Annotated in this window: 14 protein-coding genes; 7 read left to right on the top strand and 7 right to left on the bottom strand. The window is 54.6% G+C overall.

The genetic code is table 11. From position 1 onward, the window contains the following. On the bottom strand, positions 1-447 hold a 447-nt coding region (locus RTM06_RS17640), incomplete at its 3' end, for a 2Fe-2S iron-sulfur cluster-binding protein (RefSeq protein WP_312183913.1). After that, positions 444-1,772: a guanine deaminase gene (gene guaD / locus RTM06_RS17635; protein WP_312183911.1), complete on the bottom strand. Its 1,329-nt coding sequence runs from the start codon at positions 1,770-1,772 to the stop codon at positions 444-446. The genes RTM06_RS17640 and guaD, both read right to left, overlap by 4 nt. Before the next feature lie 384 nt (positions 1,773-2,156). Here guaD and ydfG point away from each other — a divergent pair, with 384 nt between their 5' ends. Beyond that, positions 2,157-2,903: a bifunctional NADP-dependent 3-hydroxy acid dehydrogenase/3-hydroxypropionate dehydrogenase YdfG gene (ydfG, locus tag RTM06_RS17630; RefSeq protein WP_312183909.1), complete on the top strand. Its 747-nt coding sequence runs from the start codon at positions 2,157-2,159 to the stop codon at positions 2,901-2,903. A gap of 126 nt (positions 2,904-3,029) precedes the next feature. On the opposite strand, the gene RTM06_RS17625 is transcribed toward ydfG, so the two are convergent. After that, positions 3,030-3,359: a YnfA family protein gene (locus RTM06_RS17625; protein WP_312183907.1), complete on the bottom strand. Its 330-nt coding sequence runs from the start codon at positions 3,357-3,359 to the stop codon at positions 3,030-3,032. Positions 3,360-3,489: 130 nt separating this feature from the next. Here RTM06_RS17625 and RTM06_RS17620 point away from each other — a divergent pair, with 130 nt between their 5' ends. Together RTM06_RS17620 and RTM06_RS17615 are read left to right on the top strand one after the other, a co-directional pair. After that, positions 3,490-3,825, top strand: a complete 336-nt coding sequence (locus RTM06_RS17620; RefSeq protein ID WP_265298215.1) for a DUF1283 family protein — start codon at positions 3,490-3,492, stop codon at positions 3,823-3,825. 52 nt (positions 3,826-3,877) lie between these two features. Further along, positions 3,878-4,174: a DUF1161 domain-containing protein gene (locus RTM06_RS17615; RefSeq protein WP_110866185.1), complete on the top strand. Its 297-nt coding sequence runs from the start codon at positions 3,878-3,880 to the stop codon at positions 4,172-4,174. 31 nt (positions 4,175-4,205) lie between these two features. Here the strand turns inward: RTM06_RS17615 and RTM06_RS17610 are convergent, their stop codons facing one another. After that, positions 4,206-5,666 carry an MDR family MFS transporter gene (locus RTM06_RS17610; RefSeq protein ID WP_312183904.1) on the bottom strand — a complete coding sequence of 487 codons (1,461 nt, stop codon included), beginning with the start codon at positions 5,664-5,666 and terminating at the stop codon, positions 4,206-4,208. Between the two features lie 386 nt (positions 5,667-6,052). On the opposite strand from RTM06_RS17610, the gene RTM06_RS17605 reads away from it, so the two are divergent. The 4 genes from RTM06_RS17605 to osmV are packed head-to-tail and all read left to right on the top strand — an operon-like array spanning position 6,053 to position 9,505. Then, positions 6,053-6,769, top strand: a complete 717-nt coding sequence (locus tag RTM06_RS17605; RefSeq protein WP_008108907.1) for an ABC transporter permease — start codon at positions 6,053-6,055, stop codon at positions 6,767-6,769. A gap of 16 nt (positions 6,770-6,785) precedes the next feature. Further along, a complete protein-coding gene (locus RTM06_RS17600; protein WP_293796924.1) occupies positions 6,786-7,712 on the top strand; it encodes a glycine betaine ABC transporter substrate-binding protein in 927 nt (308 codons plus the stop codon). 9 nt (positions 7,713-7,721) lie between these two features. Then, a complete protein-coding gene (gene osmW, locus RTM06_RS17595; protein ID WP_008108902.1) occupies positions 7,722-8,369 on the top strand; it encodes an osmoprotectant ABC transporter permease OsmW in 648 nt (215 codons plus the stop codon). Then, positions 8,369-9,505, top strand: coding sequence for an osmoprotectant ABC transporter ATP-binding protein OsmV (gene osmV / locus RTM06_RS17590; RefSeq protein ID WP_312183902.1), 1,137 nt, complete (start codon positions 8,369-8,371; stop codon positions 9,503-9,505). Before osmW ends, osmV begins: the two co-directional genes overlap by 1 nt. Before the next feature lie 215 nt (positions 9,506-9,720). Here the strand turns inward: osmV and RTM06_RS17585 are convergent, their stop codons facing one another. The 3 genes from RTM06_RS17585 to RTM06_RS17575 form a co-directional block, all read right to left on the bottom strand. Then, positions 9,721-11,094 (bottom strand): nucleobase:cation symporter-2 family protein, encoded by a 1,374-nt coding sequence (locus tag RTM06_RS17585; protein WP_312183900.1) that lies wholly within the window; start codon positions 11,092-11,094, stop codon positions 9,721-9,723. Positions 11,095-11,272: 178 nt separating this feature from the next. Further along, positions 11,273-11,977 carry a dethiobiotin synthase gene (bioD, locus tag RTM06_RS17580; RefSeq protein WP_312183898.1) on the bottom strand — a complete coding sequence of 235 codons (705 nt, stop codon included), beginning with the start codon at positions 11,975-11,977 and terminating at the stop codon, positions 11,273-11,275. A gap of 102 nt (positions 11,978-12,079) precedes the next feature. Next, positions 12,080-13,297 (bottom strand): ROK family protein, encoded by a 1,218-nt coding sequence (locus RTM06_RS17575; RefSeq protein WP_312183896.1) that lies wholly within the window; start codon positions 13,295-13,297, stop codon positions 12,080-12,082. Positions 13,298-13,376 lie beyond the last annotated feature (79 nt).

Raw genomic sequence — 13,376 nt, 5'->3', positions numbered from 1 at the left:
GATCGGACGATAGCCGGTACAGCGACACAAATTGCCCGCCAGCGCCTGTTCTGCCTGATGACGATCCCAACCTACGCTGTTTTTCTGCAGGGTAAACAGCGACATCACAAACCCCGGCGTGCAGTAACCGCATTGTGAGCCATGGCAATCGACCATCGCTTGCTGCACGCTGTGCAGTTCGCGGCCCTGCTTGAGATCTTCAACCGTAATCAGCTGCTTGCCTTGCAGGCTACTTACCAGCGTCAAACAGCTGTTGACCGCCTGATACTGCATCTCGCCATCCACCACTTTACCGAGCGTGACGGTGCAGGCACCACAGTCGCCAGAGGCACAACCCTCTTTGGTGCCGCGACGCTGCTGCTGGCCGCGCAGGTAGTTGAGCACGGTGAGATTGGGATCGAGCTCGCGTTCGGTAATTAAACGATCGTTGAGTAAGAACTGGATCATGCGATTTGCTCCTCACTTTCGCGCTGCCAAACCGGCTTGCCGCTCACCCAGGTTTGCGCGATGTTGCGGTCGTCGCCAAGCGTCATCATCACAAACAGCCGCTCCCAGATATCTTTGCTATTGGCGTTGCGCAGCTTCTGCAGCGGCGAGACCGCCGGATCGAGCACCACAAAATCGGCCTCTTTGCCGGGATTGAAGTTGCCGATGACGTCATCGAGGTCGAGCGCGTGTGCACCGCCCAAAGTGGCGTGATAGAACGCTTCGCAGGCGCTGAGTTTGTACTGCTGTAGCTGGCCGACTTTGTAGGCTTCGCCCAGCGTTTGCAGCAGATTAAACGTGGTGCCAGCCCCCACGTCGGTGCCAATGCCCATGCGCACACCCTGCTGCCAGCAGCGTTTGATGTTGAATAAGCCGCTGCCGAGGAACAGGTTTGACGTTGGACAAAAGGCGATCGATGAATCGGTGTCATGCAGGCATTGCCACTCTTGATCTTCCAGATGCAAACAGTGCGCAAACACGCTGCGTTTGCCGGTGAGTTGGTGGTGATGATAGACATCGAGATAGCCCGCCCGCTCCGGGAATAACGCTTTCACCCAGGCGATCTCCTGCTGGTTTTCACTTAAGTGCGTGTGCATCCAGACATCAGGGAACTCCTCACGCAGCTGGCGCACTTTGTCCAGCAGTTCGGGCGACGAGGTCGGCGCAAAGCGCGGGGTGAGCGCATAGCTCAGGCGGCCGCGTTGATGCCAGCGCTCAATCAGTTCACGCGTGTGCTGATAGCTCTCTTCCGGCGTTTCGGTCAGGTATTCCGGTGCGTTGCGATCCATCATCACTTTGCCGGCAATCAGCCGCATATCCAGCTGCTGTGCGGCGCTGAACAGGGAATCAACCGACTGCTTATGCACGGTGCCGAATACCAGCGCGGTGGTGGTACCGTTCGACAACAGCTGATGCAGGAAAAACGCCGACATTTTTGCCGCGTGATCGGGACAGTGATATTGGCTCTCCACCGGGAAAGTGTATTGGTTGAGCCACTCCAGCAGCTGTTCGCCAAAGGCGCCGATCATCTCGGTTTGCGGGTAATGGATATGGGTATCGATAAAACCGGGCACGATTAGTTTGCCGCGCAGATCGGTGACGCGCGTGTGATCGACGCGCCCTTCCGCAATTTGCCAGCTTTCAAGGCTGACCACTTTGCCGTCACGCAGCGTTAATAAGCCATCTTCGAGATAGCGTGCGCTGGCAGCGATGTCATCTGGCTGCGCGGCCAGAGCAGTGAAATCAAAGAAGCTGGCGCGCAGCAGCGTTTCGGTTGCGTAAGGCATAATGGTTCCTTGGTGCTTTTTTATTAGTGCAGGTAATTGCCTTAAAGATAGTTTGCAAAGTGCATGCCAATGCAAAGAACAAAAAATACTGTTTACTTTCAATATAATAGATTGATTTGGCGGGTTTTCGTGTCAAGCTTGGCTAGCAAACGTATGCGCAACCGGTTGCCTGGGTTCGCAAACGGTTGCTATTTAACATTGTGCTAAGTTTTACCTGACATGGCGAGTTGATCGCCCGCAAACGTGCGCCTTTGTGGTGCGCTGATGCACTCGCGATGTGCAGGAAAGATCCTGCAACACGCTGCCTTTGGTTTTCATGAGCATGGGTTCGAGGTTAATGCTAAGGTGTGGCTGATAACCTGAAATCGTTTAAGGAACAGTGAGATGATTATTTTTGTTACCGGCGCAACGGCTGGTTTTGGTCAAAGTATCACCCGCCGCTTCATTGCTACAGGTCATAAAGTGATCGCCAGCGGACGTCGCGCTGAGCGCTTAAAAGAGTTGAAAGATGAGCTGGGCGATAATCTGTATACCGTTCAGCTGGACGTGCGTAATCGCGCCGCCATCGATGAAGTGATTGCCTCCCTGCCCGCTCGATGGCGCAATATTGATGTGCTGGTGAACAATGCTGGCCTGGCGCTGGGTGTGGAACCGGCGCACAAAGCCAATATCGAAGACTGGGAAAATATGATCGACACCAACAACAAAGGGTTGGTATACATGACGCGTGCGGTGCTGCCTGCGATGGTGGAGCGCAACGTCGGTCATATCGTGAATATCGGTTCGATTGCGGGCAGCTGGCCCTATTTGGGTGGCAACGTGTATGGCGCGACCAAAGCGTTCGTGCGCCAGTTCAGCCTGAATCTGCGTACCGACCTGCACGGCACCGCGCTGCGCGTGACCGATATCGAGCCAGGTTTGGTGGGCGGCACCGAGTTTTCCAACGTGCGCTTCAAGGGCGATGATGATAAAGCGGGCCAGGTTTACGAAGGCACCACCGCGTTAACGGCGGAAGATGTGACCGAGGCGGTCTATTGGGTAACGACGCTGCCGAAGCACGTCAACATCAATACGCTGGAGATTATGCCGGTGACGCAAACCACCGCAGGATTGAAAGTGCATAAAGGTTAACAGCGATTATACGCTGTTTGATCGAGATACCCGGGGCGACCATCCCGCGAGGCGCTCCGGCGGCTTTCGCCGCTACGACCTCATCGGGATGTTTCCCCTAATATCCAATGCCTGTGTTGCCGGTTATTACGCCCGGCCCCAGCCGGTCACGATAATCAACATGCCGCTAAAGGCGACCAGCGCGCCGACCCAATCCCATGTACTGAGTTTTACGCCATCCACCACGCGCAGCCAGATCAATGCCGTCAACACGTATACGCCGCCATAGGCCGCATAGACGCGCCCGCTCGCGGCGGGATGCAGCGTCAACAACCAAACAAACAGCGCCAGACTTGCTGCGGCGGGCACCAGCAGCCAGGCCGTCATGCCCTTCTTCAACCATAGCCACGGCAGGAAACAGCCAACAATTTCCGCTATCGCAGTGATAAAAAACAGCAAGGCGGTTTTTACCAGCATAGAAAATCTCTCACTAAGCTAAACAAAGCGCTCACCGCTGGTGAGCAAAGAAGCAGCGATGATATACTAGCGCCCATGGTTGTTACAGCCGCGATCCCGGCTGTGCTGGTGTTAACTGAAGGAAATGACGATGAAAAAACTGTTATCCGCCCTGTTGGCGACCGTGGTGACGTCGAGCCTGTTAATGGCTGCGCCAATTGCGTCTGCCAAAACCGATCGCCTGATTATTGAAGATGGCAGCAGCGCCTCCAGTAATGAAGCCGCGCGCCAGAGCAAAGAGCAGTGGAACGATACCAAAAACCTGCGTAATAAGGTCAATACCCGCGTTGAGAAAGAGTTTGATAAAGCGGACAAAGCCTTTGATACCCGCGACTCATGCGAAAAGAGCTACAACGTTAACGCCTATTGGGAACCGAATACGCTGCGCTGCCTCGACCGCCGCACCGGACGTCCAATTGCACCTTAATCGTTTATCACTGCTATAGTTTTGACAGGATTTCTGACCAAAGGAGTGAATGATGAAAAAACGTAATGCAGTTCTGCTGATGGCGATGTTGTCGCTGCCGGTATTGGCGCAGGCGTCTTGTGAAAGCGTCAAAGCGGACATCAGCAAAAAAATCATTAACAACGGCGTCGCCGAATCGGACTTCACGCTGGATATCGTGGCCAATGATCAAGCCGATCAGGTCGGCGGCCAGGTTGTGGGTCATTGTGAGAACGACACACAGAAAATCGTCTACAAGAAAAATGGCCGTGATGGTGACAGCACCGTGCCAGACAGCGCGGGCAGCTCTCAGGATACGCCCGCGCAGTAAACTTTCGGGCGGCTCTCTGGCCGCCCTGCTTTTACTCCACTTCCGGCCTTTGCCGCGGCATTATCCACGCCACCCACAACGTTAGCAGCGCAATCAGCAACGACACTACAAACACCCAATGTAAAGAACTGGCGATTTGTCCGGTCCAGTCATGCAATGTCGCCTCCGACAGCGTCTGACGGCTTTCAGGCGACATGATTTTCTGCATCGGATCGTCGGCCTGCGGCAGACGCAGCGACAAGTTGAGGTTCAGCACCGCGCCCAATAACGCGGTACCAATCGCCGAACCGATCATGCGGCTGAACATGATTGAGGCGGTGCAAATGCCGCGAATGTCGTAATGCGCATGGTTCTGTACCGATACCAGAAACGTGGTGCTGGTCATGCCCATGCCGGTACCAATCACAAAGGCGGTGAATCCGGCCTGCACGATTGAGCTGTCGCTGCGCAGTAACAGCAGCAACGCGCTGCCCGCAATCAGCAGCAGCGCGCCCAACTGCGCGGTGAAGCGATAGGAGGTGATAAGCATCAACCTACCGCTCAATGTACTGGCCAGCGGCCAGCCAATCGACATCATCGCCAGCGCGCTGCCGGCCTGCAGGGGCGTGCCGCCGGTGATGCCCTGAATCCATGTCGGCAGAAAGGCACTGATGCCCATCATGCTGGCACCGATAATCAGGTTGCCGATGTTGCCAGCAACGATGAGCCGACTGCGCCAGATTTCCAGCGGAAACAGCGGTGCATCGGCACGCTGTTCATGATGTTTTAAACGCCAGGCGGCGATGACTGCCAGCAGCAGGAATGGCAGAAGCCAGAAACCGAGCACTTCGGCCTGCAACAGCGCGACTAATAATGCCGTTACGCAGATCATCAGCCAGCAGCTGCCGGTGAGATTGAGCGTGGTGGCCTGATTTTGCTCACGCGATGGAAGGAAGCGCGCCAGCAGCAACATGGCGATCGCGCCAATCGGTACGTTAACCCAGAAAACCACCGACCAGCTAAAGTGCTGTACCAGCCACGCGCCGCTCAGCGGGCCAATAATTGCCGCCACGCCCCAGACGCTGGAGAGCCAGCCTTGTACGTTGGCGCGTTCACGCGGCGAATAGACGTCAGCCACAATGGTGGAGGTCAGCGGCATAATCGCGCCGGCACCTAAACCCTGAAAAGCGCGAAACAGAATCAGCCACGTCATGCTGTGGGCGAATCCGCACAGAATCGATCCCAGCAGGAACAGCGATACGCCAATAAACAGCAGCCGTTTGCGGCCCCACATGTCTGCTAATCGGCCATAGAGCGGCACGCTGACGGCTTGTGTCAGTAAATAGATGGAAAATACCCAGCCAAACTGCGAAAAGCCGCCAAGATCGGCAATGATGGTCGGCATCGCGGTGGCCACGATGGTGACTTCAATCGCCGCCATAAACATAGCGAGCATGCAGCCGATGAGAATCCAGTGGCGATGTTCCGTGTTCAATTCTGCAGTTTCAGTCATACGTCTCCCTAATTTCTAACAAGGCTAGCTGAAAATTCACCAGACCAGTTTCCTCTGCGTGCGCCCCATCTGTGACGACGTCACTTATTTCGATGAAAATTTTTTATTGTCGTATGATGCCTTATTCCATGCGGGTTAGCTGCGGTTTTTGATTATTTCTATCTGACTGATTTTGCCGCAGAAACTGGCACTTATCGACAAGCATTGCTATAGGTCTAAGTAGTGATTTCCAGTTATTCACTGAAAAAGTATCTGCTAATAGTCATTTTAACTGCAATTTAACGGGGTGAAGGATTTTCGTATGTGTGCGTTATTGACACTGCGCCGCCATCCTGGGAATGACATCACCACATCGAACGATTTTTTGAATCAGGGAGACAATGGCTATGCAAAATGCATCGCTCGCCCGCCGCGCTGGGCTGGCTCTGCTCGCGATTGTTGCGGTGATTGCCCTGCTGGTTTGGGGGCTGGGGCTGAATACGCTGCGCGACCGCCGGGAAGATTTGATCTATCTCGGGCAGCAGCATCTGTTTTTGGTGTTTTGGTCAATGTTCTTTGCGCTGCTGGTGGGCATCCCCAGCGGGATCCTGCTGAGTCGTCCGTTTGCCCGTCGCTGGGCCGAATACGTGATGCAAATCTTCAACGTGGGTAACACGCTGCCACCGCTGGCGGTATTGGCGCTGGCGATGGTGATTGTCGGTATCGGCGATCGTCCCGCGTTGATTGCCCTGTTCCTCGCCTCGCTGCTGCCGATTGTGCGTAATACTTTTGCCGGTTTAAGCGCGGTACCGCCGTCGCTAATCGAGGCCGCCAACGGTATAGGTATGACTAAGTTTCAGCGTTTGCGTCAGGTGGAAATTCCCAATGCGCTGCCGGTGATTCTGGCAGGCGTGCGCATCGCCACGGCGATTAACGTCGGTACCGCGCCATTGGCGTTTCTGATCGGCGCCAGCAGCTTTGGTGAGCTGATCTTCCCTGGTATCTACCTCAACGACTTCCCTACGCTGATCCTCGGCGCTGTGGCCACCGCGCTGGTTGCGCTGGTGCTCGACATGCTGCTTGCGGCATTGGGACGTTATCTCAGCCCGCACTCTGCGGCTTAACACAAGGAGTTTTGTGATGGCCACTGCCAACAAGCTGGCGCGCTGGGTAAAACGTACTGCGCTGGCACTCACCGCGACGCTGGCAATCAGCCAATGCGCCGCGGCTGCAACACCCATCACCATGGCAACCAAGAGCTTTACCGAGCAGCACATCCTCTCCGCGATGACGGTGATCTGGTTGCAGAAGAAAGGTTTTCAGGTGATCCCCAAGACCAATATCGCCACCACCATTGGTCGTAACGCGATGATCAATAAACAGATTGATATGACGTGGGAATACACCGGTACTTCGCTAATCATCTTTAACCACATCAATAAGCCGATGTCGACGGAAGACGCGTATAAAACGGTAAAACAGCTGGATGCGAAGTTGGGGCTGGTCTGGCTCAATCCTGCACCGATGAACAATACCTACGCGTTTGCTATGCAACGCGATCGCGCGGAGAAAGAAGGCATTAACACCATGTCGCAACTGGTGGCGAAGCTGGAAGAGGTACGCAAGAACGATCCGGAACATAACTGGAAACTGGGTTTGGACCTGGAGTTCTCGGGCCGTTCCGATGGCCTGAAGCCGCTGCAGAAAGCCTACAACATGCCGCTTGATCGTCCGCAGATTCGCCAGATGGATCCCGGCTTAGTCTACAACGCGATTCGCGATGGTTTTGTTGACGCGGGTTTGATCTATACAACCGATGGCCGCGTGAAAGGTTTTGAACTCAAAGTGTTAGAAGATGATAAGCACTTCTTCCCGAGTTACAACGTCACGCCGGTGGTGCGTCAGGATGTGCTGGAGAGCCATCCAGGTCTGGACACGGCGCTTAATGAGCTTTCCGCATTGATTAATGACGAAGCGATCACCGAGATGAACAAGCGTGTCGATATTGATCATCAGTCGCCGCAACAGGTGGCGCGTGATTTCCTTCAATCTAAGAACATGCTGTAAGGAGGCGCTGTGGATACCTTGCATTACATCATGAATAACTGGCACACCTTGATGTCGCTCACCTGGCAACATACCTGGCTGGTGCTGGTCGCGGTGGGTTTCGCCATTATCGTTGGCGTGCCGCTGGGCATTTTGATTGTGCGCTTTAAGTGGCTGGCCACGCCGGTGCTCGGCATCGCCACCATTGTGTTAACCATTCCGACCATCGCGTTATTTGGTTTGATGATTCCGCTGTTTTCCATGATCGGTCAGGGCATTGGCGCCCTGCCCGCGATTACTGCGGTGTTTCTCTACTCGCTGCTGCCGATTGTGCGTAACACCCACACCGCGCTTGAAAATCTGTCTCCCGGACTGCGCGAAGCTGGTCGTGGGATTGGCATGACTTTCTGGCAGCGTCTGCGCTGGGTAGAAATTCCGATGGCGCTGCCGGTGATTTTTGGCGGTATTCGTACGGCGGTGGTAATGAACGTCGGCGTGATGGCGATTGCCGCCGTGATTGGCGCGGGCGGTTTGGGCCTGCAACTGCTCGACGGTATCAGCGGCAGCGATGTGCGCATGCTGATTGCCGGTGCCCTGATGATTTGTTTGCTCGCGATTGTGCTTGATTGGCTGCTGCACCGTTTGCAGTCGGCGCTGACTCCTAAGGGGATTCGATAATGATAAAACTGGAAAACCTGACGAAAACCTTTACGCAAAAGAACGGCGCGTCCTTGAATGCCGTGGATAACGTCAGCCTGGAAGTGCCTGCCGGGGAAATGTGCGTGCTGCTCGGTCCATCGGGTTGTGGCAAAACCACCACCTTGAAGATGATCAACCGCCTGATTCCCTCTTCAAGCGGCAGGATTTTTATCAATGGTGAAGATACCAGCGGACAAGATACCGTTACCCTGCGCCGCAATATTGGTTACGTGATCCAGCAGATTGGTCTGTTCCCGAACATGACCATCGAGGAGAACATTACTGTGGTGCCGCGCATGCTGGGCTGGGATAAGAAGCGCTGCCGCGAACGCGCCACGGAATTGATGAGCATGGTGGCGCTTGATCCAACTAAGTTCCTGCATCGCTATCCGCGTGAAATGTCCGGTGGTCAGCAGCAGCGTATCGGCGTGATTCGCGCACTGGCCGCTGACCCACCGGTTTTGCTGATGGATGAACCTTTCGGCGCGGTCGATCCGATCAACCGTGAAGTGATTCAGAACGAGTTCCTGGAAATGCAGCGTCAGTTGAAGAAGACCGTGATGCTGGTTAGCCATGATATTGATGAAGCGCTGAAGCTCGGCGACCGCATTGCGGTGTTTGGTCAGGGCAAAATTGTGCAGTGCGCCAGCCCGGATGAGCTGTTAGCCAAACCGGCGAACGACTTTGTGGGTTCTTTTGTTGGGCAGGACCGTACGCTGAAACGTTTGTTGCTGGTGCAGGCTGGCGATGTCACCGATCAGCAGCCCACCATCACCGTGCAGCGCACTACGCCATTGCAGGACGCTTTTGCCACCATGGACGATAACGATATGCGCTCGGTAACGGTGGTCGATGAAGATGGCAAGCCACTGGGATTTGTGAAGCGTCGTGAAGCGCGTGGATCCACGGGCCGCTGCGAAGAGATGCTGCATACCTTTAAAGTGACCGGCAAAGCAGAAGAGAACCTGCGCGTGGTGCTGTCGAAGCTTTATGAGCACAACACGGTGTGGATGCCGATCGTCGATGAGGAAGGTCGTTACAGCGGTGAGATATCGCAGGATTACATTGCCGATTATCTCAGTTCTGGACGTACACGCCGTCGTTTAAATCCATAAACCGCACGATACCTGAAACGCAGGAAGAGGCGGCAGAGGAGTAAAGTGTCCCGCGCCATGGACAAAAACGCCGGGAGCGTTTTTGAACAACGCATAGCGTTGGCCCGAAGGGCGAGCCTCATGGATGAGGCGAGTAATCGCGCGGGCCAAGCCCCAGGGATGGTTTATGGCGTCTTTACGATCTGCCGCCTCTTCCTGCGTATGCACCCTGCACGTTAATGCGACTCCTCAGCCGTTTTTGCTGCTACCGCTTCGCTACGCTCTGAAGGCAGCACGATATTCAACATAATCGCCAGCATCCCGCCGGTGGTGACCGCGTGGCCAAACAGGTTGCTAATCAGCGTGGGAAATTGTTTCAGCACATCAGGCACTGCTTCAACACCTAAGCCGATACCAAACGACACGGCAACAATCAGCATCTCGCGACGGCCAAGTGGCGTTTGCGTCATCACGCGAATACCGGCCGCCACCACGCTACCAAACATCACGATGGTCGCGCCGCCCAGCACTGGCGGCGGAATCTGCTGCAGCATGGTGCCAATCGCCGGGAACATACCGAGCAGCACCAACATCACGCCGATCACCATGCCAACATAACGGCTGGCAACGCCAGTCATCTGGATAACGCCGTTATTTTGCGCAAAGGTGGTGTTGGGAAAGGCCGAGAATACGGCGGCGAGCAAACAGCTGATGCCATCGGCAAAAATACCGCCCTGCATGCGGCGCTCAAACGCTTCGCCTTCAATCGGCTGCTGCGACAACATGCAGTTCGCCGTAAGATCGCCCACCGCTTCAATTACGGCAATCACCGATACCAGCGCGATGGGAATAAAGATGGTCCAGTCAAAGGCAAAACCAAAACGGAACATTTCTGGCAACACCAGCCACGGCGTATCGCCCATTGGCTTGAGGGTGAGATGACCGGTTAACGCTGCGGCGATACAGCCCGCTGCAATGCCAGCAACCACGGCAACCAGCCGCGTCCAGCGATTTTGCGAACGGTTAAGGACGATTATCACCAGCAGGGTCAAGGCGCCGAGCGCCAGATTACCCGGTGCGCCAAAATTGCTGGCGTTATGGCCACCAGCCCAATCGGTGATGCTGACTTTGATCAGGCTGATGCCAATCAATGTGATCACGGTACCGGTGACCACCGGCGTCAACACTTTGCGCAATGGCGCGATGCAGCGGCTGATTAGCATCGGAATCATCGCCGCCACCAGGTTGCAGCCAAAGATCATCGCCATGATCTCTTCCGGCGATCCACCGCGCGCTTTGACCATCAATCCGCCCGACAAAATCACGCCCAGAAAGGCAAAACTGGTGCCCTGCAGGCAGATCATGCCGGCGCCAATGCCCATAAAGCGGCGCGCCTGCAGGAATGTACCCAAACCGGAAACCAACAGCGACATGCTGATCAGATAAGGGATCCATGCCTGCAATCCCAAAACGGAACCAATAATCAGCGGCGGCGTAATTATGCCGACGACGCTGGCCAGCACATGTTGCAGTGCGGCACAAAATGCAGGCAATGGACCGATGCGGTCATTCAGCCCATACAACAAACCTTTCTCATCTGATTGCGACATACAGGTGCTCCGGCAAGATATTCATCAGAGCAGCTGATGCATGAATCACGCCAGAGAAGAGAATGCAATAAAATACAGGGAGTAAAGGATTGAATAATAGGGGATTAATTCGTTAAAAAGGATGGCTGAATCTGAATCATTAGATTCAGCCATTGATAATTTGCGGCACTTTGTTTCATCAGGCCGCAGGCTTTGCACTGTTGTCGTGCGTAATATTGTCATCGAGCAGCGAAATATCCAGATAACCGCTCAGTTCCCGCTGCTCTGCACGCGGCAGGTAAGGCAACTCGCCTAATAAAGGTGCACCTAGCTTCTCGCTCAAAACATCAATAATTTCAGCGTAATGCGCCAGGCCGGGATTAATACGGTTTGCTACCCAACCCGCCAGTTGCAATCCATCCTGCGCAATGGCCTCGGCGGTCAGTAAAGCGTGGCTGATGCAACCTTCCTTAATGCCTACAACCAACACAACCGGTAAATGCTCCTGTCGCACCCAATCAGACAACGGCTGCAAGTCGTTCATTAGGCTGCGCCAGCCGCCGGTGCCTTCCACCACCACGCGCGCTGCGTTAGCCTGTAAATCGTTAAGACTGCGAGTGAGTAATGGATAATCAATGCACTGCGTCGGGCTGGTGCTGATTTCATCCTCTTCCAGGGCGATTGGATTAACGGCGGAATAAGTGAGAGTGAGGCCCGAAGCCTGCTGTAACAGCAGTGCATCTTTATTACGTAAGCCTTCGGGTGTGCGCTGTGCGCTTTTGGCGACAGGTTTAAAACCTGCGGCGCAGAGATTCGCCTTGGCAAAGCACTGTAATAACGCGCGAGATACCACGGTTTTACCCACCGCGGTGTCGGTACCGGTGACAAAAAGCGTTTTCACCATTCTCCTCCTTCATTAAAGCGATGTGTAACGTGCGAAGGAGGCAGTTTAAGGAAATGTTTTCGCAGGCAGATTGCGTTAGGACAAACTTAAGGCGAGCTGTCATTATCCCTGCAACAGTTTTACCAATAAATGGCCGCTATAGAGCGCGTCTTTTATCAGCGCTGCACCGCCAAAAGTACCGGGATCGCTGAACGCCGTTGGTGTGAGCTGGATTTCACTGCTGTAAGCGGGCAACGCCTGCTGACGAATGGTACTGCTCACCGCAGGGAACAGCACATCGGCGGCCTGATTAAGCGGCGAACCGATAAGGATTTGTTGAGGATTAAAGATGTTTACCATCATCGCCAGCATGCGGCCAATATGATGTCCGACGCCAGCAATCACATCACGCGCCAGACGATCGCCCTGCTGCGCGGCAGCGCATAAGCTCTCAATCGTCAGCGGTGCCTGATGCAGCAAACTGTCTGGCTGCGACGGCAAACGCTGGGCGGTGAGAGTTAGCAAGCTTCCGATGCTGGCGACGGTTTCCAGACAGCCATTATTGCCGCAATAACATTGCTGGCCGTAAGGATCGATTTGCGTATGACCAATCTCCACCAGCGTACGACCATTTTTATGCAGCAGTTGTCCGCCGCTGATCACGCCCGCACCGACGGTTTCATCGATCACAATCTGAATGACATGTTGTGCGCCGCTGGATGCGCCAAACAGTGCTTCGGCTAACGTCCAGGCAGAAATATCATGCTGCACGAACACCGGCAAACCGGTGCGCTGCGCCAGCGTTTCTCCCAGCGGCATATCCTGCACGTCGTAACCCGGCATACGATGTACCACGCCAGAAGCCGCGTTGATCAATCCCGGCAAAGTAATGGCGATGGCGGTCAAACGCTCCAGCTTGCTTTGATGACGAATAAAGAAGTCATTTACCAAATTCAGCAAGGTTTGCAGCAGCGGTTTTTCGGCGCTGGCGTGCAGCGGCAAGCGATCTTCCTGCAGCGCGCGGCTGCTGAGATCGCGAAGCGTTAGCGTAATGAATCCGGGCTGAATGCGTACGGCGAGATAGTGCCAGGCGAGCGTATCGAGGATCAAACCAATCGCTGGACGACCGCGACTGCCGGGTTCCTGAAACTCGGTTTCCTGTACCAGATGGGCATCAAGCATTTCACGCACGATTTTGGTAATGCTGGCGGGTGCTAACTGGGCACGTTTAGAAAGCTCAATACGCGAAATCGGGCCGTAAAGGTCAATCAGTCGGTAAACCACACCTGCGTTGGTCTGTTTTATCTGATCAATATGACCAGGTTGACTGTACAGATTCACGCCCTGCTCCCATTATTTTCGCGCTTCTAAATAAACAGCAGCTATGGTGATGCAGATTGACCAGCAGCGTCAAATATTT

Origin of the sequence: Pantoea sp. CTOTU46764 (genome assembly GCF_031974595.1) — a bacterium.
GTDB classification, from domain to species: domain Bacteria; phylum Pseudomonadota; class Gammaproteobacteria; order Enterobacterales; family Enterobacteriaceae; genus Pantoea; species Pantoea trifolii.
This window is presented reverse-complemented; position numbering and strand designations above follow the sequence as displayed.

Coding starts and splice junctions, on each gene's coding strand:
- RTM06_RS17600 (WP_293796924.1), top strand. CDS start 6,786: ATGGCCACTGCCAACAAGCTGGCGCGCTGGGTAAAACGTACTGCGCTG.
- RTM06_RS17615 (WP_110866185.1), top strand. CDS start 3,878: ATGAAAAAACGTAATGCAGTTCTGCTGATGGCGATGTTGTCGCTGCCG.
- RTM06_RS17620 (WP_265298215.1), top strand. CDS start 3,490: ATGAAAAAACTGTTATCCGCCCTGTTGGCGACCGTGGTGACGTCGAGC.
- RTM06_RS17625 (WP_312183907.1), bottom strand. CDS start 3,359: ATGCTGGTAAAAACCGCCTTGCTGTTTTTTATCACTGCGATAGCGGAA.
- osmV (WP_312183902.1), top strand. CDS start 8,369: ATGATAAAACTGGAAAACCTGACGAAAACCTTTACGCAAAAGAACGGC.
- RTM06_RS17585 (WP_312183900.1), bottom strand. CDS start 11,094: ATGTCGCAATCAGATGAGAAAGGTTTGTTGTATGGGCTGAATGACCGC.
- ydfG (WP_312183909.1), top strand. CDS start 2,157: ATGATTATTTTTGTTACCGGCGCAACGGCTGGTTTTGGTCAAAGTATC.
- RTM06_RS17605 (WP_008108907.1), top strand. CDS start 6,053: ATGCAAAATGCATCGCTCGCCCGCCGCGCTGGGCTGGCTCTGCTCGCG.
- RTM06_RS17610 (WP_312183904.1), bottom strand. CDS start 5,666: ATGACTGAAACTGCAGAATTGAACACGGAACATCGCCACTGGATTCTC.
- bioD (WP_312183898.1), bottom strand. CDS start 11,977: ATGGTGAAAACGCTTTTTGTCACCGGTACCGACACCGCGGTGGGTAAA.
- guaD (WP_312183911.1), bottom strand. CDS start 1,772: ATGCCTTACGCAACCGAAACGCTGCTGCGCGCCAGCTTCTTTGATTTC.